The sequence below is a fragment of the Actinomyces sp. ICM47 genome, from assembly GCF_000278725.1.
Classification (GTDB): Bacteria; Actinomycetota; Actinomycetes; order Actinomycetales; family Actinomycetaceae; genus Pauljensenia.
This window is the reverse complement of the sequence record NZ_ALCA01000047.1, coordinates 16255-40172: the sequence shown is the minus strand read 5'-3', so window position 1 is coordinate 40172 and position 23918 is coordinate 16255. Positions and strand designations below refer to the sequence as shown.

21 protein-coding genes are annotated in these 23918 nt (G+C 67.1%); 10 read left to right on the top strand and 11 right to left on the bottom strand.

The features are described from left to right. The coding region (locus HMPREF1136_RS03215) for an exonuclease SbcCD subunit D (protein WP_034504668.1) at window positions 1-671 on the top strand (671 nt) is incomplete at its 5' end. Then, window positions 668-3742, top strand: coding sequence for an AAA family ATPase (locus tag HMPREF1136_RS03210; protein WP_009647882.1), 3075 nt, complete (start codon window positions 668-670; stop codon window positions 3740-3742). The genes HMPREF1136_RS03215 and HMPREF1136_RS03210, both read left to right, overlap by 4 nt. Before the next feature lie 97 nt (window positions 3743-3839). Here HMPREF1136_RS03210 and HMPREF1136_RS03205 read toward each other — a convergent pair whose 3' ends face one another. From HMPREF1136_RS03205 to HMPREF1136_RS03195, 3 genes are read right to left on the bottom strand one after another with little or no spacing between them, the layout of a single operon-like run. Next, window positions 3840-4310, bottom strand: coding sequence for a DUF6912 family protein (locus HMPREF1136_RS03205; RefSeq protein WP_034504666.1), 471 nt, complete (start codon window positions 4308-4310; stop codon window positions 3840-3842). Window positions 4311-4312: 2 nt separating this feature from the next. Next, window positions 4313-5497 carry an AAA family ATPase gene (locus HMPREF1136_RS03200; RefSeq protein ID WP_034504655.1) on the bottom strand — a complete coding sequence of 395 codons (1185 nt, stop codon included), beginning with the start codon at window positions 5495-5497 and terminating at the stop codon, window positions 4313-4315. Next, window positions 5494-6138: an SAF domain-containing protein gene (locus tag HMPREF1136_RS03195; RefSeq protein WP_009647862.1), complete on the bottom strand. Its 645-nt coding sequence runs from the start codon at window positions 6136-6138 to the stop codon at window positions 5494-5496. Before HMPREF1136_RS03195 ends, HMPREF1136_RS03200 begins: the two co-directional genes overlap by 4 nt. 146 nt (window positions 6139-6284) lie before the next feature. Here HMPREF1136_RS03195 and HMPREF1136_RS03190 point away from each other — a divergent pair, with 146 nt between their 5' ends. After that, window positions 6285-6497 carry a helix-turn-helix domain-containing protein gene (locus HMPREF1136_RS03190; RefSeq protein WP_009647892.1) on the top strand — a complete coding sequence of 71 codons (213 nt, stop codon included), beginning with the start codon at window positions 6285-6287 and terminating at the stop codon, window positions 6495-6497. On the opposite strand, the gene HMPREF1136_RS03185 is transcribed toward HMPREF1136_RS03190, so the two are convergent. Then, window positions 6491-7057, bottom strand: a complete 567-nt coding sequence (locus tag HMPREF1136_RS03185) for a hypothetical protein (RefSeq protein ID WP_009647870.1) — start codon at window positions 7055-7057, stop codon at window positions 6491-6493. The genes HMPREF1136_RS03190 and HMPREF1136_RS03185 overlap by 7 nt on opposite strands. Window positions 7058-7189: 132 nt before the next feature. On the opposite strand from HMPREF1136_RS03185, the gene HMPREF1136_RS03180 reads away from it, so the two are divergent. Both HMPREF1136_RS03180 and HMPREF1136_RS03175 read left to right on the top strand, forming a co-directional pair. Further along, a complete protein-coding gene (locus HMPREF1136_RS03180) occupies window positions 7190-8080 on the top strand; it encodes a LysM peptidoglycan-binding domain-containing protein (protein WP_009647872.1) in 891 nt (296 codons plus the stop codon). After that, on the top strand, window positions 8077-8568 hold the full coding sequence (locus HMPREF1136_RS03175) for an Rv3235 family protein (RefSeq protein ID WP_009647888.1): 492 nt from the start codon (window positions 8077-8079) through the stop codon (window positions 8566-8568). The genes HMPREF1136_RS03180 and HMPREF1136_RS03175 overlap by 4 nt, the downstream gene beginning before the upstream one ends. A gap of 68 nt (window positions 8569-8636) precedes the next feature. Here HMPREF1136_RS03175 and secA read toward each other — a convergent pair whose 3' ends face one another. The 6 genes from secA to mtrA all read right to left on the bottom strand — a co-directional run bounded on the left by secA (window position 8637) and on the right by mtrA (window position 17170). Next, on the bottom strand, window positions 8637-11486 hold the full coding sequence (gene secA, locus HMPREF1136_RS03170; protein ID WP_034504659.1) for a preprotein translocase subunit SecA: 2850 nt from the start codon (window positions 11484-11486) through the stop codon (window positions 8637-8639). Window positions 11487-11673: 187 nt separating this feature from the next. Further along, window positions 11674-12321, bottom strand: coding sequence for a ribosome hibernation-promoting factor, HPF/YfiA family (gene hpf / locus HMPREF1136_RS03165; protein WP_009647860.1), 648 nt, complete (start codon window positions 12319-12321; stop codon window positions 11674-11676). A gap of 173 nt (window positions 12322-12494) precedes the next feature. Continuing rightward, a complete protein-coding gene (locus tag HMPREF1136_RS03160; protein ID WP_009647861.1) occupies window positions 12495-13292 on the bottom strand; it encodes a ComF family protein in 798 nt (265 codons plus the stop codon). After that, window positions 13244-14890 (bottom strand): GerMN domain-containing protein, encoded by a 1647-nt coding sequence (locus HMPREF1136_RS03155; RefSeq protein ID WP_009647879.1) that lies wholly within the window; start codon window positions 14888-14890, stop codon window positions 13244-13246. The genes HMPREF1136_RS03160 and HMPREF1136_RS03155 overlap by 49 nt, the downstream gene beginning before the upstream one ends. Next, complete coding sequence (gene mtrB / locus HMPREF1136_RS03150) at window positions 14887-16494, bottom strand: MtrAB system histidine kinase MtrB (protein ID WP_009647878.1); 1608 nt, start codon at window positions 16492-16494, stop codon at window positions 14887-14889. Before mtrB ends, HMPREF1136_RS03155 begins: the two co-directional genes overlap by 4 nt. Beyond that, window positions 16487-17170 carry an MtrAB system response regulator MtrA gene (mtrA, locus tag HMPREF1136_RS03145; RefSeq protein ID WP_034504650.1) on the bottom strand — a complete coding sequence of 228 codons (684 nt, stop codon included), beginning with the start codon at window positions 17168-17170 and terminating at the stop codon, window positions 16487-16489. Before mtrA ends, mtrB begins: the two co-directional genes overlap by 8 nt. Window positions 17171-17313: 143 nt before the next feature. On the opposite strand from mtrA, the gene HMPREF1136_RS03140 reads away from it, so the two are divergent. From HMPREF1136_RS03140 to HMPREF1136_RS03120, 5 genes are read left to right on the top strand one after another with little or no spacing between them, the layout of a single operon-like run. Then, a complete protein-coding gene (locus tag HMPREF1136_RS03140; RefSeq protein WP_009647894.1) occupies window positions 17314-18546 on the top strand; it encodes a glycerophosphoryl diester phosphodiesterase membrane domain-containing protein in 1233 nt (410 codons plus the stop codon). A gap of 3 nt (window positions 18547-18549) precedes the next feature. Further along, the gene (locus tag HMPREF1136_RS03135; protein ID WP_156791832.1) at window positions 18550-19182 is read left to right on the top strand and encodes a DUF4129 domain-containing protein; all 633 of its coding nucleotides are present in this window, start codon (window positions 18550-18552) and stop codon (window positions 19180-19182) included. Then, window positions 19179-20327 carry a DUF4350 domain-containing protein gene (locus HMPREF1136_RS03130; protein ID WP_009647876.1) on the top strand — a complete coding sequence of 383 codons (1149 nt, stop codon included), beginning with the start codon at window positions 19179-19181 and terminating at the stop codon, window positions 20325-20327. Before HMPREF1136_RS03135 ends, HMPREF1136_RS03130 begins: the two co-directional genes overlap by 4 nt. Further along, complete coding sequence (locus HMPREF1136_RS03125) at window positions 20320-21501, top strand: AAA family ATPase (protein ID WP_009647883.1); 1182 nt, start codon at window positions 20320-20322, stop codon at window positions 21499-21501. The genes HMPREF1136_RS03130 and HMPREF1136_RS03125 overlap by 8 nt, the downstream gene beginning before the upstream one ends. An 8-nt stretch (window positions 21502-21509) precedes the next feature. Further along, on the top strand, window positions 21510-22841 hold the full coding sequence (locus tag HMPREF1136_RS03120; protein ID WP_009647859.1) for a DUF58 domain-containing protein: 1332 nt from the start codon (window positions 21510-21512) through the stop codon (window positions 22839-22841). A gap of 80 nt (window positions 22842-22921) precedes the next feature. Here HMPREF1136_RS03120 and HMPREF1136_RS03115 read toward each other — a convergent pair whose 3' ends face one another. Then, entirely contained in the window at window positions 22922-23917 is a 996-nt protein-coding gene (locus HMPREF1136_RS03115; protein ID WP_009647893.1) for a stage II sporulation protein M, read from the bottom strand. Between the last annotated feature and the right edge of the window lies 1 nt (window position 23918).

Below are 23918 nucleotides of genomic sequence, written 5' to 3'. Positions count from 1 at the left end.
GCCCGGCCATCGCGATGCCGCACGCCTTCGTGACGGGCGCCCAGCCCTCGGACTCCGAGCGCGACATCCAGGTGGGCGGTGTGCCCTCCGTGTCGGCTGATCTGTTCGACACGCTCGGGGGCGAGACACCCCTGACCCACGGACTCGACTACGTGGCGGCCGGGCACTTGCACCACCCGCAGAACATCTCGGGGGCCGCGGTCCCGATCCGCTACGCGGGCTCGCCCATCGCGTATTCCTTCTCCGAGGCCGGGGCCACCAAGTCCGTCACCCTCGTGACCACGGACGCCACCTCGGTCACCGATATCGAGGTGGTGCCCATCCCGACGCTGCGCACCGTCGCGGTGCTTGAGGGGACCATGGAGGAACTACTCACCGATCCCGATCAGGCCGCCACGGCCTCGTACGTGTCGATCACGGTCACGGACAGTGCCCGACCCGAGCGCATGGTGACGCGTATCCGCGACATCTACCCGCACGCCCTCGTCGTCGTGCACCGCCCCTCCCAGGCGCCCTCGCTCACGCCCGCGATGACCGTGCGCGCCTCGCGGGATCCGCGCGAGGTCACGGAGGAGTTTTACGAGGCCGTGGGCGGTCGGGCGCTCAGCCCACAGGAGCGCGCGCTCGCCCTGGACGTGTGGGCGCAGCTTCGAGGAAAGGACATGCAGTGAAAATCCGCTGGCTACGCATGACGGGAATCGGTCCCTTCGCGGGAGCACACACGGTCGACTTCTCCGCCTTCGACGAATCGGGGCTCTTCCTGCTCGAGGGTCCCACGGGCGCGGGTAAGTCCACGCTCATCGACGCCATCACCTTCGCCCTGTACGGGGACGTGGCGCGCACGAAGGACGCGTCGAAGGACCGCCTGCGCTCCAACCACATCTCGGATTCAGATCCGTCGGAGGCGGACCTGGTCTTCGAGGTGGCGACGGGCATCTACCGGGTGACGCGCACCCCGGCGTACACGCCGGCGGGCAAGAAGTCGCAGCGCAATTCGAAGTCGACGCTCACGCGGGTCGTGGAGGATCCGGACGCGCCGGACGGATGGCGCACGGTCGAAGCAATCGCATCGGGTCCGCGCGACGTGGGCTCCGAGATTCCGGCAATCGTGGGCCTAGATAAGGACCAGTTCCTCCAGACGATCGTGCTGCCGCAGGGTAAGTTCTCCCAGTTCCTCACCGCCACCTCGAATGATCGCGAGCAGATCCTGCGCGACATTTTCGACACGCAGATCTACTCCGACTTCACGAAGGCTCTCGTCGATGCGGCAGCCTCGTCGAAGCGCAGCATCGAGGAGCGGCGCGTGGCCGCCATCGGAGCATGTGAGCGCATGCGGTCCCTCGACAGTGCCCTGAGCGAGGACGCGCACACGGACGGGTCGGCTCCCGACGAGCGGGCGACCGGTGACCAGGATGCCGACCAGCTGGACGCGGGCGCGGAGGATTCGAGCGCGGTGCGGCGTTGGGCCGAGCAGGCCTGTGCTCGCGCGCGCGAGGCGCACGAGCAGACCCTGCACGTCGCTCAGGTGTCCAGTGCGGCAGCTCGCGAGGCCTCCCACGCCCTGTCCGAGGGGCGTGCTCTGGCGCAGGGGCAGGCCGAGCACGCTCGCCTGAGTGAGCGTCTGGAGGCTCTCGTGGCGGCTGAGCAGAGTGTGCTCGCCGATGCTCAGCGCGCGGCCGACGCCCGCCGAGCGCTGGCTGTCGCTCCCTATGCCTCCGCCCAGGAGAAGGCACTCACGCGCCTGGAGAGGGCCTGCGACCAGGTCTTGGCGCTCTCCTCCGGTCTCGGCGGGGCAGCCTCCGTCATCCCAGAGTCTCTCACGCCCGAGGCCGTGGTTGATCTCGGCGAGCGGGCGCAGAGTCTGCGCGACGAGGCGACGCGCACGCGCGGCTCTCTCGAGGAGGCCCTGGCCGTCGAGCGCTCGCTGCCCGAGGCGCGCGCGCAGATCGAGTCGCTGCGCTCCCAGCATGAAGCGGCATCGGCGCGCGTCTCCTCGATCGAAGCCGAGCGCGAGGCGCTGCCCCTGCGCATCGAGCAAGCAACCGAGGCCCTGCGCCTCATGCGGGCAGACGCCGACACGCTGCCTGAGGCCGCGTCCGCGCTGCGCGCCATCAACGAGCGCGTGGATGCCTCCATGCAGGCAGACCTGCTGCGCTCGGCCCTTCTCGGCGCGTCGGACGAGCTTCGCGAGGCCACCGTCGCTGCGAAGCTCGCGAACGCCGCAGCAGCGGACGGCCATGACCTGTGGATTGCGCAGAGCGCATCGGCCCTCGCGCGCGAGCTCGAGGAGGACACGCCGTGTCCCGTGTGTGGGTCCACCGTTCACCCCGCTCCCGCACCGGCTACGGACGGGGAGATCACGCGCGAGCAGGTCGCCGAACTCGACCAGGTGCGTGACCGCGCGGAGAGCACACTGCGAGACGCGCGGGCGCGCCACCAGGACCTCGTGCGGCGTATCGCCCAGCTCAACGAGGTGGCTGGTGCCCCCACGCCGACGCTCGAGACTGAGCGGGATCGGGCCGTCGAACTCGTTGCGAAGCTCGAGGCTCTCGGCCCGCAGATCACCGAGATCGAGGCGGCCCTCGCGCAGGAGCGCACCCGCCTCGACGGTCTGACGGATGCCCTCACGGCCGCCCGCGAAAAGGCCGCGTCGCTGGCCTCGACGCTCGAGGAACGCCGGGTCGCGCTGGCGCAGGCGGTCGAGCGCGTGGAGGCGGAACGTTCCACTTTCGAGTCTCTGGACGCGCGCGCCGCACAGCTGAAGCAGGACGCGTCGCGCGCGTCCCAGGTCGTGCGTGCGTGCGCCGACTGGGAGCAGGCCAGCGAGTCTGATCGCGAGGCGCGCGCGGCCCTCACCCAGGCCCTGGAAGCCCAGGAGCTAGAGGCTGACTCCTGGCGTTCCTTCCTGCTGGAAGAACGCGACGTCACGGCGCTTGAAGCGCGCGTCAGCGCCCACGAACGCGAGATCTTCGCGGTACGCGAGGCCCTTGCGTCGGAGCGCTTGACCCGCGCGGCACCGGCCCCAGCGCCGGACCTCGAGGCTCTCACCGATGCCTCCCGCAAGGCCGACGAGGACGCCGCTTCCGCCGCCCGGGCCTCGGGCAAGCTCGAGCAGCACTGCGCGCAGATCGAGGCCGCTCGCGTCTCCCTGGAGCAGGCGTTGGACGCGCTCGCGCAGGCCCGAGAGCAGGCGGGTCCCATCCGTCGCCTCGCGGACATCGCGGCAGCATCCGGGCCGGACAACCTCGCGGCCACGCCGCTGTCAGCATGGGTGCTCATTTCTCGGCTCGAGGACGTGCTCGCGGCCGCGAATCCTCGTCTGGAGCGTATCTCGTCGGGACGCTACCAGCTCGTGGCCGTGCCCGACGACGGCACTTCCTCACGCAAGTCGGGTCTCGGCCTGGCTATCGTCGACCACGATACGGAGGCCACGCGCAGCCCTCGCACGCTGTCGGGCGGGGAAACCTTCTACACGTCCCTGGCGCTCGCGCTCGCCCTGGCGGATGTCGTGACAGCCGAGGCCGGAGGGGTTGAGCTGCGCACAATGTTTATCGACGAGGGCTTCGGGTCGCTGGACTCGCACACCCTCGCGCTCGTCATGGAGCAGCTGCAGGCGCTGCGCAGCGCGGGCCGCACGGTCGGCGTCATCTCGCACGTTGAAGAGATGGCCACGCAGATCGCGGACCAAATCCAGGTGCGTCCCCTCGAGGAGGGCGGCTCGACGCTGCGGGTGCGCGCGTAGGGATCGGACGTCTGCGGGCATCGATCCGCGAGGCGACGGCTTCGCGCGGTCGACGCCGACGTAGCGCGCCGCGCGGGAGCACCCCGTGCGGCGGTCGTCAGCCCTTGTGCAGCGCCAGGACGTCCGGGCGCTCGGAGCGGTCGAACCACGCCAGGGAGAACTCCCACAGGGCGGCCACGGCCTCGTCGGCACCCTCCTGTGTGTCGGCCTCCAGGACGGCGCTGACCGCCGAGGCTGCGTCGGGCAAGTCCACAAGGATCGCGGCTACGTCCGACCACGTGTACTCGAAGGAGGGCGCGGTGAAAATGTGGGGTTCGACCTCGTCGCCGGGGGTCAGCGTCGTCGACGTGGGCGTGTCCACCGCCAGGACGACGCGGGCGGGCAGCGCCCCGTCGGTCTCTCGGGCCAGCTCCAGGGAGGACAGAGCGGCCTCGGTGATGGCATCGTCCTCGAGGACCTCAACGTCCTCGCCACTCATCGCGGCGTCGGGCACGGCAACCACGCCGACGCGTACGGGCGGCAGGAGGACGGACAGCTCGGACAGGACGGCGGGAACATAGACGCGCATGGTCACAGTGTAGGCACCCACTGGGCCACAATCGCTTCCAACGCGTCGGCGGCGACGCAACGAGTTCCGTTTTCTCCCAGCGCTTTGGCGCGCAGGGAGGCTCGCGCCACCCCGGGGTCCTCGTTGACGGTGTGGAAGATACGCCCCGGCATGAACGCTCCGATGGCAGCCTGCAGCGCGGCCACAGGGCGCGGTCCAATCGCATCCGCGTTGACACGGTTCACGATGACGTCAACGGGGATATCTCGTCCCTGTTCGTCCCACCAGCGCGCCAGGAAGGACAGGCGGTTGATGCCGACGATGTCGGCGCGCGCAGCGATCACCAGGCGGTCCACGCGTTCCAGGACGCCGAGGGCGACGTCGTCGCGATTCGCACCGCGCGTCGCTTTTTCCAGGGAAGTCGCCGCGACGTCCACGACCGTGTAGCGGGAACATAGCCGGGCCGCACCGAGGATCGCTTCGATGCTCGTCCGGCTGACCTCGCGCCAGCGATGCGGGGTGACCAGGCCGGTCACGATCCGAAGATTGTCGGAGCGGCGCACGGACGCGCCCACGACGTCCTCGGGGGTCAGTGGCCCGCGCGAGGCGGTGCGCGCCAGGACGGAGAGCCCCGAGGCGTGGACCGGCAGGCCAAGCAGGTGGGCAATCGTCGGATTCGTGGTGTCAGCGTCAATGAGGAGGGTGGGCGCGTGCGTGGCGAAGGCGGTCGCGATACCCGCCGCCAGGGTCGTGCGCCCCGGTGCCCCGGAGGTCCCCCACACGGCCAGGACGGAGCCGGGTTGCGTGGGTTCGGGCGGGGGCGGCGGGGCCGAGGCCATGGTGGGGTTCGGCCGACGCGCGCGGGTCGCTGCGATGAGGGAGTTGACGACCTGGTCGGGGCTGCCGGGGGCCGCTACCGAGGCAACGCCGAGGGCCCGGAGCCGCGAGCGCTCCTCGTGCGGTGCCAGGGCGACGACCGACATGCCGACTGAGCGCAGGGAGGCGAGGGCATCGGACGTCAGGTCGGGGTCGGCACCGTCGATGACCGCGAGATCCGCGATGCCGGCGCGCGCGGCGGCGATCACCTCGGCCAGGTCGGCGCAGCGCCGGACGATAGCCAGGCAGTCAGAGCGTGACTGGATCGCCTGGATTATGGGGGCTTCCCAGCGCTGATCAGCTAGGATCACGACTCCGTGGACGGCGCTCACGAGGCCCCCACCGGGACGGCGGCCAGCTGTTCATTCGAGGTCTGCGCGGCCAGGAGTTCGGGCAGGGATTGGGCATTGGCCATGATTTCGATGCGCGTGCCCCGATGAGTCCCGGAGGTCGAGGAGTCGACCGAGCGTACGAAGGTGAACGTCCCCTCGATTTCGCGGGCCTTCGCCTCACCACCCGCGGGCGAGCGGGACGAGACGCTCCACAGTCGGATGGCAGTCCCATCGGCCACTCCGTCGGGAAGTCCTGCGTTCACGGTGAGGGCGACGCGGACCATGCCGTCCGGGTCCTGGGGGCCAGCCGTACCGTCCGGCGCGAGGTCGGCGCGCATGACAAGCTGACCCGGGGTGAGCATGCGCGTGGCACGGCTGCCCAGGGGCGTATCCGCCGTCGGCGCGTAGACGGCGGTGTCGACGTGGACGGAGACTTCACGAACGTTGTCAGCCGTGAGTGCTTCGCCGGGGGCGATGCTGGTCGTCACCGTGTAGACGCGGGTTCCTCCCCGGAGGAATCCGCCAAGGACACTGAAGGCGATCACAGACGCGATGATGAGGACCACGCCGATTATGAATCGACGGTCCATCTTTCCGGGGGCGCGCGCAGGAATCGACGCTGAAGCTGAGACGCGTTTCACCCCTCCATAATGCATCGTTCTGACAAAAAGCGGTAGGTTGTTCAATATCTATTGAGATCAACCAGCCCTATCGACCAATCGAGATACGAAAAAATTGCTGACTCAAACGATTTAAACGAAACGAACTCAACTGATACCATGTTGCCATGGCAACACGATTTCTCACTCTCGCTGACGTCGCCGAGACCCTGAATCTCACTATGTCAGCAACCCGCGCCCTCGTTTCCTCCGGCGAACTGCCCGCCATTCAGGTGGGAGGCAAGCACGTCTGGCGGATCGAAGAATCCGTCTTGGAGCAGTTTATCCAGGACCAGTACACCGCGACACGCGAACGCCAGAAGGCGGAACGCGCTCAGTAGTCGGGTGACCAACGCTGACCAAGCACGCGGAGTCGACGAAGCCCCGCCAACGCCAGCGACACGGTCTGCCCGCACGCATCATCACGACCGTCATAGCCGATGGTCGCACCACTGAGGGCGACGTCGACGTGGTCCGCATAGACCGCGTCGATGACCCCCCGATGGTCTCCACAGTCCGAGTCAATGGCAACATCGACGCCGCGGGCACTCAGCTCACGCAGGACATGCCCGACACCAACGCCGCCACGGATTGACGATTCGCGCGCGACGCTGCGCCCCAGCGGCCACGCACCGACGATAGCTGAGAGCATGACCAGGGCATCACCGGTCACGCCACGGAGCAGCACCCACGAGCGCGTCGAGTCGAGCACCTCGCCCACGACCACGCTCCCTCCGCGCAGGCAGAGGTTGACGAGGCCGTCAGCCCCCGCCAGCCGCGCAGACAGCGTGACAGAGGCACGTTCGGCGTCGGTTAACTCATCGATCAGCTCTTCCAGCTCGCGACTACGCACCTCATCGAAGCGCGCCTCGAGTTCATCCATGAACGCGTGCATATCCATGCCCCTACCATGCCACATTCTCGTGCGTTACACATCACATTCTGACGATATTGATTGATACCGATTGACATCTATTCGCACGAAGCGCACAGTAATCACTATCGAATCCGTCCACTCGATGAAGAGTTCCTCATGACATATGATTCAGACTCCCCGACGGGACAGGCGTACCTGACCGATGCCATCCTGTGGCTCTTGGGAACACCCCTGGCAATCCTTGACGTGCTCTACCTCGCCTATGGCGCACCACCCATCACGCCGAACGCACCTGAGACACTTGTCGTCTGGGTTCTCGGTCTCATCGCCCTGGCTCTCCTCGCGTGGAATCTCCTCTCCTCCGCCTGCGCGCACCTGGCGACGCTGCGCCATGTCCCTGATCCCCTGCGCCGGGCCGCGCACCTACTCGTCTCTCGTTTCGGCACCCGTCTCTCTCGATCCCTGCTCGCGCGGGCGGGAGCCGGCGCCCTCATTGGATCCGCCCTCGTCACATCCGTTCCGCTGGGAGGCGCACTGGCCGCACCGCAGGACACAGGGCCAAAGGGTGTATCCCTGACATGGGCAGACTCCCCCGAAACCGCTGCCCACACATCCCCCGAGGCCTCCCCAACCACGAGCGCCGACGCGGAAAGCAGCACCGCTCAGGACACGGACGCGCCAGGAGCCTCACTCACCTGGGCGGATACTCCCACCTCGACGCTCACGACGTCGCCAGGAAGCACGGAGGCAACCCCCGCCTCGGCCCCAGGACTCACGGGGACGCGCGACCCAGGCGACGCTCCATCGCCTCCCGAGGTACCCGACCCAGCACTCGCATCCCGGGCCACCACCGACATGCCTGAGACGGTGACGGTCGCCCCCGGCGACTCGCTCTGGTCCATCGCCGCTTCCTTGCAGCCAGGCTCCGACAACGCACACATCACCCGCATGTGGCGGGCCATCCACGCAGCCAACGCGCACGCCATCCCCAACCCTTCACTCATCTACCCCGGACAAATCCTCACCATTCCCCAGGACCAGCCATGAGCACACACATTGCACCCAGGCCTCGTTCACTCCCCCAGCCCGCCTCCCGCGCCCGCTCGGGACCCACCCCCTCTCGGCCCACCTCCACCTCGCCTTTTCGATGGAACTCACAACGCTCACTCTCGCAGACATACCGGCCCCGCGTCGCCAGCCTGCCCGACGCCGCCCCCACCCAGGCGGAGCTTCCCGATCCCCGCGCCTGGGCAGCCACGCTCGCACGCGCCATCGTTGAGGTCGTCACGGGTGCCCGCCAGGCACCCCAGCTGCGTCGGTGGCTCCTGCCCGACCTCTACACCGCCCTCACCGATATCCACCTCTCCCCCTGCGCCCGGGGCGCGAGCGCGATCCACGTGCGCGTATGCTCCATCGACGCCCAGCACACCGAGGCCGCCGTCATCGTCGCCACCGCCTCGCGCATCTACGCCCTAGCCCTGCGCCTCGAGGAATACCGTGGGCGCTGGATGGCCACCGCCCTCGAACTCGCCTGAGCAACGCCGCGCAGACGATAAACGGGTGAGGGGACTCCCGCAGGAACCCCCTCACCCATCATCAATGCTCAGCGGCGGCGGCGCCTCTTGGCGACCGCACGGCGCTCCGCGCGATTACCACTCGCCGACGACGAGGCCGACTCCCCCTCGGCAGAGCTGTAGCTCACGCGGCTCGGAGCCTTCTCGCGACCCACGTTGCCCATGACGGAGCGGGCATGCGCCACAGCCTCGCGCGCCGCCTCAGAAGCGGCGGATTCGGCGGCGGCCACTTCCTCGACGCTGGGCTCAGTATCCTCCACAGAAGCGGACCGGGCGCTCTGCGCCGAGGCCACGGACGCGCGAGTGATCGAGCCGCCTGCCTCTTCCTCAGCGGCAGCCAGGGCGCGCTCGAACTGCTTGGCGTAGGAGAACACCTGCTGGACGGACTCCTCGCGGATACGCTCAACCATCGCCTGGAACATCTGAGCGCCCTCGTCCTTGTACTCGACGAGCGGGTCACGCTGACCCATCGCACGCAGGCCGATGCCCTCCTTCAGGTAATCCATCTCGTAGAGGTGCTCGCGCCACAGGCGGTCCACCACGGAGATAACGACGCGGCGCTCGAGCGTACGCATGGGTTCCTCGCCCAACTGCGCCTGCGCCAGCGGGTTGGCGTTCATACGATCCTCGGTATCCGCGTAAACGGCGTGGATGTCGCCAACCAGCTCGTTGACAAGGTCGTCGCGGATCAGGGAGTGCTTGCCACCGTGCTCCTCCTCGACCTCCTCGATGGTGACCGACGGCGGGTAGTAGCCGCGCAGGTTCTCCCACAGGGCACGAAGATCCCATTCGCTGACCGGCTTGTCGGCCACGGCCTCGTCCACCAGGCCCGTGACGAGGGACTCCATGAAGGAGCGCAGCTGCGGTCCCATGTCCTCGCCCTCCAGGACCCTGCGGCGCTCGCCGTAGATGGTCTCGCGCTGACCCGTCATGACGTCGTCATACTTCAGGACGTTCTTACGGATCTCGAAATTGCGTGCCTCCACCTGGTGCTGAGCCGATTGGATAGAACGCGACACGATGCGGTTCTCCAGGGGCAGGTCCTCCGGGTAGGCACCCGACGCCATGATGCGCTGGGCCATGCCCGAGTTGAACAGGCGCATCAAGTCGTCTTCCATCGACAGGTAGAAGCGGGACTCGCCCGGGTCACCCTGACGGCCAGAGCGGCCGCGCAGCTGGTTGTCGATACGACGCGACTCGTGGCGCTCCGAACCGAGCACGTACAGGCCGCCCAGCTCACGCACCTCCTCGCGCTCAGCCTTGACGGCCTCCTCCGCATCCTTAAGAGCCACGGGCCACGCCTCGCGGTACTCCTCCGGGTCTGCTTTCGGGTCCAGGCCCTCGGCAGCCAAGTTCTTCTGCGCGATGACCTCCGAGTTACCGCCCAGCATGATGTCGGTACCACGGCCGGCCATGTTCGTGGCCACCGTGACCGCGCCCTTGCGACCCGCCATCGCGACGACCTCGGCCTCGCGGGCGTGCTGCTTGGCGTTGAGTACCTCGTGCGGGATGTGCTTCTTCTTGAGCATCTGAGAGAGCAGCTCGGACTTTTCGACCGAGGCGGTACCGATGAGGACGGGCTGGCCGGCCTCGTGACGCTTAACAACGTCCTCGATGATCGCGTTGAGCTTGCCCTTCTCCGTCGGGTAGACGAGGTCGGGCTGGTCCTTGCGGATCATCGGCTTGTTCGTGGGGATCGGGACGACGTCGATCTTGTAGGTCGAGGCAAACTCGGCGGCCTCGGTCTCGGCCGTACCGGTCATGCCCGAGCGCGACCCCTCGGGGTAGAGGCGGAAGTAGTTCTGCAGCGTGATCGTGGCCAGCGTCTGGTTCTCGGCCTTAATCTCCACGCCTTCCTTGGCCTCAATCGCCTGGTGCATGCCGTCGTTGTAGCGACGGCCCGGCAGGACGCGACCCGTGTGCTCGTCGACGATGAGGACCTCACCGGCGTCCACGATGTAGTCGCGATCCCTGAAGAACAGCTCCTTCGCGCGGATCGCGTTGTTGAGGAAGCCGATCAGCGGAGTGTTCGCAGCCTCGTACAGGTTCTCCACGCCCAGCTGGTCCTCGACCTTATCGATGCCCGGCTCCAGGATGCCGACAGTCTTCTTCTTCTCGTCGACCTCGTAGTCCTCATCGCGCGTGAGGAGACGCGCGATGCGCGCAAACTCGATGTACCAGCGATTCAGGTCGCCGTCTGCGGGACCCGAGATGATGAGGGGTGTACGGGCCTCGTCAATGAGAATCGAGTCGACCTCATCGACGATGACGAAGGCATGGCCGCGCTGGACCATATCCTCGGGCACCTGCGCCATGTTGTCACGCAGGTAGTCGAAGCCGAACTCGTTATTCGTACCATAGGTAATGTCGCAGTCGTACATCTCGCGGCGCTCAGCCGGCGTCTGACCCACCAGGATGCAGCCGCTGGTCAGGCCCAGGAAGTTGTAGACGCGGCTCATGATGTCCGACTGGTACTTCGCCAGGTAGTCGTTGACCGTCACGACGTGCACGCCCTTGCCGGTCAGCGCACGCAGGTAGGACGGCATGGTCGCAACCAGCGTCTTACCTTCACCGGTTTTCATTTCCGCGATCTTGCCCTGGTGCAGGGCGATGCCGCCCATGACCTGAACGTGGAAGGGACGCATGCGCAAGATTCGCCACGAGGCCTCACGGACCGTTGCAAAGGCCTCCACCAGGATGTCGTCCAGAGTCTCGCCCTCTTCCAGACGATCCTTGAACTCCTGAGTCTTGGCCTGCAGCTCCTCGTCCGTCAGAGCCTCAAAGTCCTCCTGCATGGCATCAACCTGCGACGCAAGCCGGTCCAGCTTGCGCAGCATGCGGCCTTCGCCCGCGCGAAGGATTTTGTCAATAATCGACACGAATAGCTCCTGACGTTCCTCGCCCGCTCCCTTGTAGAGCAAGCAGTCAAATCCACCCTTTAGTTTACGAACTAACCGCCCAAAGTGGAAACGCCCGCGCAAACATGGACGCATTTAACGCTGACGCGCGAACACGAGGAAGCGCCCCAGGCCGTTCGGCCCGGGGCGCGCCCACATCAATGAACCGTCAGATCGTCGTGTTCAAGCGAAGCACGCCGTACGTCCACCCGTGACGGTGGTAGACGACGCACGGCTGGCTCGTTTCCTTGTCGACGAAGAGGAAGAAGGGGTGGCCGACCATCATCATCTGATCGAGGGCCTCATCCACGCTCATCGGCGGAGCCTCGTGCACTTTCTGGCGCACGATGATGGGGGTATCGCCCCACTGCTCCTCGCGGGCCTCTCCAACCTTGAGGTCCTCCGCGCTACGCAGAGGCTTGGGGGCCTCCGGTTCGGGAGCGACTTCCTCTTCGACAACCGGTGCGACGTCGAGGATTTCGGCTTCAGCCAGGTCACGCGGGTACCTGCGGCGGTGATCCTTCACGCGATCACGCAGGCGGCGCAAGCGCTCGTAGAGCTTGCCGGCAGCAATGTCGACGGCCGCGTAACGGTCAGCAGACTGCGCCTCCGCGCGGATGATCGGTCCCTTGCCGTAGACGGTCAGCTCGATACGCTCAGCGGTGTCGGCCTGGCGGGGGTTACGTTCGTGAGTCAGCTCGACGTCCACGCGCTGCGCGCGCGGGTAGAACTGGGTGATCTTCGAAACCTTCTCCTCCACGTATGCGCGGAAATTCGGGTGAATCTCAGCATTACGTGCGACGACGGTGATGTCCATGTGTTTCCTCCATGGTGTGCGGCGGGCATCGTTGCCCGCGGGTAGGGATTGTTCGGTGCTCGTTGCCCGAACCGTGATCTGAGCTATCACCTCCCGCACTGACGTGACAGGCGTCTGTGCCTCTCACGCTATCGAAAGTCTGTAGCCACATCATAGCACGTCGGTGACCTGCATCATGAGATAAGCCGCGGTCGGCACAGCGCCGCAACCCCGTCCAGGCGTCCCAACGCTCGCTCCATCTCGCGGATCGTCGCGCCCGTCGTGACCACGTCATCGACCGCAATAGCAATCGTGCCCGTCGGCACAGCCACGCGTGCCCGCATCGCCCCCATGCGTCCCACAACGCGCGCTGCCCCTGCCTTGCCCGACTGCGAGCCAGCACCCACGCGCAGGGTCAGCGCGTCCACGACACACACCCGCAGACCGGCCGGAGCCACCGACGCCAACCCGCGCGCGACCCCGCGCGCAAGCGGCAACGCCACCTGTCGCCCCCGCAAGCGCCTACCCCACGACGAGGGCGCTGGCACGACCCATACGCGCACCGCACCGTCTCCCGAGCGCGCCCTCCCCGGCAAGGCAACCGTCGCCCCAGCGGGCGACCCCATCCCGCCCACCGCCTCCCACAGCGACGCGCCCAGGGTGGCCCCGGCCTCGTCAAGGAAAGCGCTGACATCCGTGCGAGCGGCGTGCTTGGCGGCAAGCACAATCCGGCGCAGCGGCCCGGAGTACTCACCGAGAACCACGCCGGGGATCGGGACGCGCCTTCCCTCCACGGAGGTGAAGGCGGGAGGGGACGAGGCCAGCGCGCGGCAGGACGGACACAGCACCTCATCCCACGCCAGGCACCCTGCGCACTGGACGGGCAGCAGCGCACCCAGGAATCCCTGCGTCAGAGAAGCGCGGCGCGCGCCTGCCATCGGACTCAGCCCGCGTAGCGCGCCGACGTCAAGGAAACCGGGGCGTTTTGCCACAGCGCACCTGATCGGAGGAGCACCTGAGCTTTCCCCGCCTCGTCCGTGCCGACGATGACGACCGAGGCCGAGGACGCCCCCGCGCTCATCGACGTCACGTGGATCGGGAGCACCACGGACGAGGGCAACCCGCCCAGAGGCATCGTCACAAGCTGATCGGCCTCGCCGGTGCCTGCCCGCACAGCGAGCACGATGCCCGTTGACGACGTCCATGAGGCATCGATAACGGAGCCGTCGAGGGCAACCTGTTCGAGGGAACGCACCGCGAGCGGGCGACCGCTCAGGCCACGCTCGACGACGCCCAGCCACGCGCTCGGCGTCGACCCGCGGATGATGAGTGCCCGCGCGCCGTCAGGAGAAATACGCACCGCGCGGATGTCGCCGGCACTGTCCGATTCGACGCCGACGCTGAAGGCACCGTCCGCTCCCCCACCGACGCTCAGCCATGACGCCGAGGTGGCCGGCCCCCATACCCATCCGTAGCGGTCGACCGACGGACCAAGGGGGGCCTGGCCGGGCAGGAACGCCACGGAGGTCCCGTCCTTCTCGGCGTAGACGCCGTCGGCACCTGTCCACGCCACGAGCGAGGAATCCACGGGCGAAACGGTCGGTGCCCAGGCGTCGGTCGCCGACGCTCGGGGAGCCATCGCAGACGAGGACACAATGCCCACGCCCGACGCGCCGGCGCCCACGAGAGTGTCGAGGGAATACTGTGGCGAGGGCGGGATCGTCTCGGTGTCCAGCGCCTCCCCCGAGAGCGTCACGTTCAGCTGCGCCACATCGGCGGCCTGCTTCAGTGTTCGCGTCAGCTGCCACGCAAGGCTCGCGTGTGCCCCCTCGCTCGAAGGCATCGGCCCGGTCAGCTCCACGTTGGCCACGCCGTCGGCAACCTCCACGCCGTGGGAGGGCAGCGTCGCCCCGGCAGGAATCGCGTTCGACACCGCCGACGCGAGGGACGGGCGAGGACCCGCGATGAGGCCCGCCAGCAAGTGGGAGGCCAGGCGCCGAGACGGGTACCAGCGCGGATCCGCGACCAGATCTGTACCGTCGGTCGTCGGGAAGTAGAGGTTCGCCAGAGAGTAGGAGGCCGTCAAAGCCGCTCGGCTGACGAGGATCATGTTCTCGGGGGCGTCGATGCGCCACTGCCCGTCCTCACGCACGAGGGTGAAGGTACGCGACACGGTTGACCCATTCGAACGGGTGAGAACGCCCGACGCGTCGATGCTGGCGACTCCCAGGACGGAAACGTTCACCTCCGTCTGCGAGGCGACTTCCGCTCCCGCGTTCACCGACGGCGCTGTGTCCGTGTCGTACACGAGGATCTCGGTTTCCGGCTGCCAGTCGCGCGCGGACGAGGCCGTGAGGAACAGACGGGCCGTCGCGTAGTCGTCCTGCGTGCCCGCGGCGCACGCCCGCAGGAAGTCGGTAACGAGGGTCGAGGCATCGGAGCCATCCACGGGTCCTTCGGCGGAGAACTGAATGCCGGAGCCGTCGCGCGCGGACACGTCGAAGGTGGTCGGAGCCGAGGACGTCGGCAGGGATGCGCAGCCCGCGAGGGCCAGCGCGGCGCAGGTGACCAGAGCGAGTGCGCGTCTCATTCGTCCTCCCACAGCGTCAGGGGCCATGTGGCGATCTCGTCGCCGGGGTGTTTGGGCAGCGTCATGAGGAACGAGGCTCCCTTCCCTGGTTCGCCGTACGCCTGGAGGCGGCCGCCGTGGATCGCCACGTCCTCGGTCGCGATGGCCAGGCCCAGGCCCGTGCCGCCGGTCGTGCGTGCGCGTGCGGTGTCGGCTCGGTAGAAGCGGTCGAACACGTGGTCGGCGACCTCCTGGGTCATGCCGACGCCCCGGTCGCGCACGCGGCAGGCCACGTCGGTGTCACTCGTGGCCACGGTGATCGTCACGTCTGTCCCGTCGGCGTGTTCGATCGCGTTGACGACCAGGTTGCGGATGACGCGCTCGATGCGGCGCTCGTCGATCTCGGCGGCGGCGCAGCTGGGGGCGTCGATTATCACCGCGACGCCCTGCCGCTGCGCCAGTTCCGCGCAGCCTTCCACGACGCGGGTGACGATGGGGCGCAGGTCGTGTTCTTCGGCATCGAGCAGTGCGCTCGCCGCATCGTAGCGCGAAATTTCGAGGAGGTCGGCGAGCATCTGCTCCATGCGTTCAGTCTGGTCGTGCAGCAGCTCAGCGGAGCGGCGCGCGTGGGCAGGCAGGTCATCGCGGTTGTCCCACACGATCTCTTCGGCCATGCGGATCGTGGTCAGCGGGGTGCGCAGCTCGTGGGAGACGTCGGAGACGAAGCGCTGCTGGAGCTTGGCCAGCTCGTCGTAGCGGGTGATTGTGTCCTGGAGGGAGGAGGTCATCGCGTTGAAGGCCCGTCCCAGGGCCGCCATTTCGTCGGCACCGTGTACCTCGACACGCACGTCCAGGTCTCCTTCCGCCGCCCTGGTGGCCGCGTGGACGGTCAGGCGCACCGGGAGGAGGAGACGATGGAGCAGGGCGAACACGCCGATCGGCAGTGCCAGGATGATCGGCAGGGAGGTCAGGGCGAGCACGCGTAGAACGACGTCGACCTGGCTCTGGTCGGCTTCCAGCGAGTAGAGGATGTAGAGCTCGTGCGCGCCCGCGCGCGGCAACTGCACCTGAGTGCCCACGAGAATGCCGGGCGAGACCTTGTCGGTAGTGGAGGACCGGATGGCCACCGACTGCCACTGGGCACCGCCCCCAGCCACGGCCTCGCGCATCTGGGGCGTGATGAGGCCACGCATCTGCTCGTCCTCGACCTGGTTGATACGCAGCGAGGCCGTGGATCCCTCCGCTCGCAGCAGCGCCACGTTGGTCGCGCCAGCGCCGGCGGCGGAGGCTTTCAGCGAGGCCAGGGCACCGCGCGCGGATTCCTGGACTTGGTCGGCGGACGTGGCCGTCGAGGAGGAGAACACCGACTGAGCCGAGGAGAAGCGCAGCGAGGCGTCGGCAAGGATCGCATCCCGGCGCGTCTCGAACATGGAGGTGCGCAGCTGGGAGGCAACAATGACGCCGAAGACAAGAAGGATCACCAGCGCGGCGGCCGTGATGGCCAGTGCGAGCTTAGCCGACAGAGAGTGACGGATGCGGTGGACGAGCTGCGTTGAACGCAGGGACCTCCATGGCCTCGAAGTCGTGACGGTACGAACGAAGCGCGCCGCGCGGTGGCTACGCACCCGTGCCGGCACGGTACCCAACCCCGCGGACGGTCACGACCAGCTCGGGCTTTTCAGGATCACGTTCGATCTTGGAACGCAGACGCTGGACATGAACGTTCACCAGTCTGGTGTCGGCGGCGTGCCGGTATCCCCACACCTGCTCGAGGAGTTCCTCGCGGGAGAAGACCTTCCACGGGGAGCGCGCCAGCGTTGCCAGAAGATCGAACTCGAGAGGCGTCAGGGCGATCATGCGCCCGTCGCGTTTCACGATGTGTCCAGCCACGTCGATGGTGAGGTCCTGCAATGTCAGCCCCTCGTCGACCTGCGAGTCCTCGCGGCCGCGCAGGCGTGCGCGCACGCGCGCCACGAGTTCCTTGGGCTTGAAGGGCTTAGGCACATAGTCGTCCGCGCCAGCTTCGAGCCCCGTCACCACGTCCGACGTATCAGAGCGGGCGGTCAGCATCACGATCGGGGCGTCAGAGACGCGACGAATCGCCCGGCACACGTCGAAGCCGTCCATGCCGGGAAGCATGACGTCGAGGAGGACCAGGTCGGGGTTGTGCTCCTGAAACTGAGACAGAGCCTGGGATCCATCGGAACAAAAGACGACGCTATAGCCCTCGTTCTCGAGGACGATGCCGATCATCTCGGCCAGGGCGACGTCGTCGTCGACGACGAGGATGCACGAACTCATAGTCACGATAGTGTCACGAATCGGTCATGGATGCAGAAGATTCCGTCGGCGGCACGAGCGTTTCTCACTGTCATAAGGTTTCGCACGCTGCGCACCTATGGCAGGATTGAGATCAGGACAACACAGGCAACCTGGAGGTATTGATGAGTTCCCCGTGGACCTCACCCGATCCGACCCAGTACGATCTGGGGCACGCGGACGCTGTTCCACCCCAGAACGGGCAGGCTGCGCAGGCGCCCCAGCCCGCTTACCCGGGTCCCTCCGGCCAGCCCGCCTTCGCGCCGCCCGGCGCAGGCCCCGCAGGCGTGGCCGCTCCCCAGCCCGCATACGCGGCCCCCGACACACCGGGTAACAGCGCTCCCACCGCATCCGGTTACAGCCAGGCAGGCACGTGGAGTTGGGCTCCCAAACCCGGCATCATCCCGCTGCGCCCGCTCACCCTCACCGACCTGTTCTCCGGATCGTTTTCCGCACTGCGCAAGAACCCCTCGGTACTGTTCGGCTTCACGATCATCGTCATGACTGTCGTGGCGCTGCTCAGCCTGGCGGGAACCATGCTGCCGCTGTTCTCTTTCACGTCGTTGATGGGCGATCTGGACCCGCAGGCCTCCTCCAAGGCTCTACTCGACTCCGCCTATATGTCCGTCGTGTCAACGATCGTCGGCTACATCGCGCTTCTTGCTGGCTCCTTCCTGGCGGGTACCGTGCTCGACGGGGTCCTCTCGGTAGCCGTCTCGCAGCTCGTCATCGGCAAGAAAATCACGTTCAAGCAGTCGTGGGCGCTCGTCAAACCTCGACTCTGGTCGATGCTGGGGGCCTCGTTCCTCTCGATGCTCGCGGTCGGGAGTCCCCTGCTGGTCTTGGTCATCTTGTTCTTCATGTCGCTGTACAGCTGGCCCGGCTCGGATGCATTCTTCAGTTTATTTGGCCTGTTGCTTGCTCTGGCGCTTCCCGTGGTCTTGGTGAGCTACGTCATCAGTATCCGCTTCCTGTACACGCCGATTTGCGCTGTGCTGGAGGAGAAGGGACCCATCGAGGCCGTTAAGCGCTCGTGGGCGCTGACCTCAGGGTCGTTCTGGGTGACTCTGGGCAGAGTGATCCTGATCAACGTGGTGGTCGGCTTCATCGCGGGCATGATCGTTCAGATCATCGGCATTATTGCCGTGATTGTCATGTTCACGATCCTCGGGGATCCCTCCTCGCCAAGCAACGTCTGGTCGACGATCATCCTATACGGAGTGATCTCGGCTCTCCAGATGCTCGCCTACTCACTCGTGGTCCCCATCCTGGCGGCGTACCAGACCCTCATGTACGTGGACGAGAAGATCCGCAAGGAGAATTTCGCGCCCCTCCTCGCCCACGCAAGCCAGGGCTAGGCGGTGTCGGCTGTGTTCGCGTGCGATCCTCCCCTGACGCCCGACGAGGGCGAGGCCCAGTCGTGGCTGAGCGAAGAACTCGCGCGCTCCGTTTACAACACCGATTCGAGCGGTTTTAAGCGTCTTCTCCAATCCGCCTTCACCAAGCTCGCGAACGCGTTCACCTGGCATGAGGTCGATACTCCGCCGATGCCCCTGATCCTGGTGATCCTCGCGATCATTATCATCGCGGCCGTCCTGATCGCGGTGATCCTCAACCCGATCCGGTTGCGGATTCGCGCGTCCCACTCGGTTTTCGAGGTGGAGGCCACCGAGGAGGATATTCGTCGGCGCTTCGACGAGGCCGTGGCTGCCGAGGATTGGAACCTCGCCTATGTGTGGGCCTACCGTCTGATGGTCGTTGGGTTGGATGAGTGTGAGGTCGTCTCGGCGACGCCGGGCTTGACGGCGCGCGAAGCTGCGGTTGCCGCAACGCGCGTCGTTCCCGATCAGGGGACTGCGCTCGGCCACCACGCACGGACGTTCGACCGCGTGCGCTACGGGCATTCGTCTGTTGCCGAGCAGGACGTCAACGCGCTGCGCGAGCTGACACCCATTTTGTTGGCTCAGTGCCGAAAGGCGCAGGATCACGCATGAAAGCCACGTCGACTCACGTTGTGACGCCCACGGCGCGCGAGCGCGCGAGTGCAGCGCGCCCCGCGCTCTTGATTATCGCCTTCGTGATCCTTGTTTTCTTCGGGCTCGCCGCATTGCCTGACGGACGTATGAACGCCGTCCCCGTCGGCATTCGCAACCCAACGGGTGACGGCGCTCAAGCCCTCGCGCAGGTTCTCAAGAAGCACGGGGTCTCGGTGCGTGAAGTGACCGCGAAGCAGGCGGCAACGGTGGGCGAGGATACGACGCTCGTCGTCGTCTTTCCGTCCCGCATGTCGCACACCATCGAGCAGGATGTGGAGACGCGCGCCAACGTTGTCTACATCGGCCTGGAGGAAGAATTTGGGAGTTCGCCCGCCTATTTAGACGGACTGTCCGGTGATCGCGGGCCTGCGAGCAGCACGAAGGTCACACCGGCTTGCGCGTCGGAGATCGCGGGACGGGCCGCGGAGATCATCCCGTCCCGGTACTCCGTGTCCGGCGCGGGTGCCAACTGGCAGATGTGTTTCACGGCGGACGGTGAGACCTACGCGTACGCCGAACGAATCCAGGATGGCCGATTCCGCGCCGTCATCCCCGATTCGGTGCGGGTGCGTAACCGAGGGATCCTGGAGGCAGGCAACGCCGCTCTCGCGCTCAACGCAATCGGGCGGACCCCGAAGGTCGCCTGGTATATCGCGTCCCGCACCGACGGTGTGTCGCCAGCCGAGACCACGCCGACTCAGTCCCCCTACCTCGCCCCCGCGTTCCTCACCGTTGCGGGTTCTCTTGCGCTCCTCGCCCTGGCTTTCGGCAGGAGGCTTGGTCCCTTGACGCCCGAGCGTCTGCCCGTCGAGGTGCCCGCCGCCGAGACCCTCATCGGCAAAGCACGTCTCCTACGCACGCAGCGTGCATACGGGCACGCGGCGTCGGCTCTACGCAGCGCGTGCGCCTCGCGCATCGCTTCGTCGCTGGGAGTTTCTACCAGCGCGGATCGCAACGCCCTCACGCAGGCGTTCACGCTTCGAGGCCTGCCACCCTCCCGCTACGAGGCACTCCTGTGGGGTCCGCCCCCCGTCAACGAAGCAGCCCTCGTCCAACTCGCCAACGACCTCGACGCCTTTGAGAAGGAGATCCGCCATGACTAACCCCGTCCCCGGCCCCCGCCAGCCCTACGGCCCCGCGGGTGGCACGCCCACGTCGGGTTCTCCGACGCCGTCTGCTCCTTCCGGCGCCTACCCGCCCCAGGGATCCCCGGCCTCGTACCCCGCCCCGACGGGTATCCCCGTGTCGGCTGCGCGCGCGGGCGGACCCGTCTCATACGCCGCGCCCACGGGCGAAGGCTGGTCAGGCCGAGCCCTCAGCAGCTCCGAGAAGAACACCCAGGAGGCCCTCCTGGCCCTCAAGGCTGAAATCGGCAAGGCCGTCGTCGGTCAGGACGCTGCGGTCACCGGTCTCATCGTCGGACTCGTCGCCGGCGGGCATGCCCTGCTCGAGGGCGTGCCGGGCGTGGCCAAGACGCTCCTCGTACGAACGCTGGCGCGCGCGCTCGACGTCAACATGGCGCGCATCCAGTTCACCCCCGACCTCATGCCTGCCGATATCACCGGCTCCATGATTTGGGACGCGGGACGCTCCGAGTTCGTTTTCCGTGAGGGTCCGGTGTTTACGAACCTGCTCCTCGCCGACGAAATCAACCGAACGCCTCCCAAGACCCAGTCGGCGCTCCTGGAGTCCATGGAAGAACACACGGTTTCCATCGACGGGGCAACCCGCACGCTGCCTGAGCCCTTCATGGTCATCGCTACCCAGAACCCCGTCGAATACGAGGGAACCTACCCCCTTCCCGAGGCTCAGCTAGATCGCTTCCTCCTCAAGCTTGAACTGCCCCTACCCTCGCGCGAGGCCGAAATCGACATCATCGCCCGCCACCAGGCTGGCTTCAACCCCCGCTCTCTGGAGGAGGCCGGGATCCGCCCGGTCGCCGGTGCCGCTGACCTCCACGCGGCCCGCGAGGCCGCCGCGCGCGTGGAAGTGGCTCCCGCCGTCATGGCCTACCTCGTCGACATCTGCCGGGCGACCCGCACGTCCCCCGCTGTCCGCCTGGGCGTATCTCCGCGTGGTGCGACCGCCCTGCTGCGCACCTCGCGCGTGTGGGCTTTCCTCCAGGGCCGCGGCTTCGTCACCCCCGACGACGTCAAGACGATGGCTCCCTCGACCCTCGCGCACCGTCTCGGACTGCGTGCCGAGGCGAACCTCGAGGGCATTACCGCGGTCAACGTGATCTCGGGTGTTCTCGCTGCGACCCCGGTCCCCCGCTGAGGCGACCCGTGATCGTCTCAGCGCGCAGCGCGCTCCTCGTTCTCGCCGGACTCATTCCCCTCGCGTTCGCCCCCTCGCGGGCGTTCGCGTGGACATGGTTCGGTCTCGTCGTCGCGGCGTGCATCCTCGACGCACTCGGTGCTCCTTCCCCGCGGACCCTGCGCCTGACGCGTGAGGTGACCGGGCCGATCCGAGCCGACCAGACGACCGAAGCGACGCTGCGTCTGTCCAACACGACGAAACGGCCGATGACCCTCGACGTGCGCGACGCGTGGCCGCCATCCTTGCACCCCGCCCCGCCGCGCCATCGCGTACGCATTGGAACACGCTCGTCTCAGAAAATCATCACGATCCTGGCCCCCACGCGCCGCGGCACGCGCCACGCGGACGTCGTCACCATCCGTTCCTGGGGGCCGCTGCACCTGGGCGCGCGCCAGGTCTCACTCAAGGCCCCACTCACCCTGTCGGTCCTGCCGGAGTTCAAGGCGCGTGTCTTGCTGCCCTCGCGTCTGGCGCGCCTGCACGAACTGGAAGGCACCACACCGACGACGCTGCGCGGAGCCGGCACCGAGTTCGATTCCCTGCGCGCCTACGTCGAGGGCGACGACCCTCGCGACATCGACTGGCGGGCATCCGCCCGCTCCCCCGAACTCATGGTTCGCCAGTGGCGCCCCGAACGCGACCGTCATGTCGTGATCGTCGTTGACTGCGGGCGCGCCTCCTCCGCGCTGCTGGGAGCACCGGTGCGCATGGAGGTCGACTCCATCGCACTTGGCTGCGCGCCCCGCCTGGATTCTGCCATCGAGACGGCTCTGCTCCTCGCTGCCCTGGCTGATCGCGCGGGCGATAAGGTGCACGTCCTGGCCGTGGACTCGCGCGTGCGCGCCCGCGTGTCCGGCGTGCGCGGCGCGAAAATCATTGAGTCACTCGCGCACGCCTTTACGGATATTTCGCCGCGCCTCGACGTCACCGACTGGACCGAGGCCGCGGCAGCGGTCGAGCAAACCGTCCGTCATCCCGCCTTCGTCGTCCTCGCCACGAAAATCCCGCCCGCCGGCATGGAAACCGAATTTACGGACGCGGTAGCGCGCCTCGCCGAGCGCCACACGGTGCTCGTCGCGTCAGCCACCGACCCCGACGAGCTGAGGGCCAGGAGCGGTCGAAGCGACGCCGAACAAGTTTTCCTGGCTGCCTCTGCCGCGCTCGCCGAACGCGCCGACGAGGCCGGGGCAGCAGACGTGCGTCTCGCCGGCGCCTTGACCCTCCAGGCGTCCGCAGACCTGCTACCCGCACGTACGGCCGACCGCTACATTGACCTCAAGAAGAGCGGTCGACTCTAAGCCCGAGCGTCACCAAGCGGCTGCACCCGCGTGACCGTGGCCTCGTCCCTGGGACACAGGGATGAGGCCACGCAGTCCGTTCACCCAGCGACCGGCTGGTAGTAGCCCGCGTCGATGCCCACATCCGCGCTGGCACCGGCCCGGTGCGCTCGCCGCCCCAGGATCAGGATGTACCCCCACACCGCCGCGGTCAGCGCCACTCCAAGGCCAATCTTCACGGCGTCCGGCACGACATACGAGGGCGTCACAAACCCCTCCAGGAAGCCTGAGCCAGCCAGGAGGATCGCGCATCCCACCGCCACCGTCATTGCTTCGCGCGCGGCCTTCCCCACAGCTTGGAACCTCGTCATGGCACCCGGCACAAGCAGCGCCCAGAAAATCCTGAGTCCCGCAGCGACCGAGATAAACACAGCCGTCAGCTCAGGCAGACCATGCGGCAAAATGAAGCGGAAGAAGTGCCACACGCCCCCATACTCGAACACCACCGCAGCCGACGTGCCCAACGAGGTGGCGTTTTGCCACAGAACCCACAGCGGATACACGCCCGTAATGCCGGAGATGATCGACTGGAAGGCAATCCAGGCGTTGTTCGCCCACACGGACATGCCGAACTCCAGGTGCGTGTCCTGATGGTAGTAGAAGACAAACGATTGCTTGGCGTAGGTCCTCAGCATCTCGGGGCTGCCCAGCTCGTTCATGGCCTCAGGAGTCGTCATCAGATAGTGCACCTGGATCGCACACAGAGCGATGAACGCCGCCATGACGCCCAGGATCACCCACCGGATCCGATAGAGCGCCAGAGGCAGGGAGACGACGAAGAACGTCGCAATCACGCGGCCCGTGAGTCCCCCTGTGCCCGCGAGGCGCCCGCGGGCCGCCGAGAGGAGCCGGGAAAGCTCCGCGATCACATCGGGGTCGGGGCTGTGCGTGCGCACCCGCGCCAGGTCAGTGGTCGCTGATCGATAGAGCCGATCAAGCTCGTCAATATCCGTGCCACTCAACGTACGCTGACGAGTCAGTTCGTCGAGGCGCTTCCACTCGTCTTTTCCGCTTACCCGCAGCACATCGATGTCCATT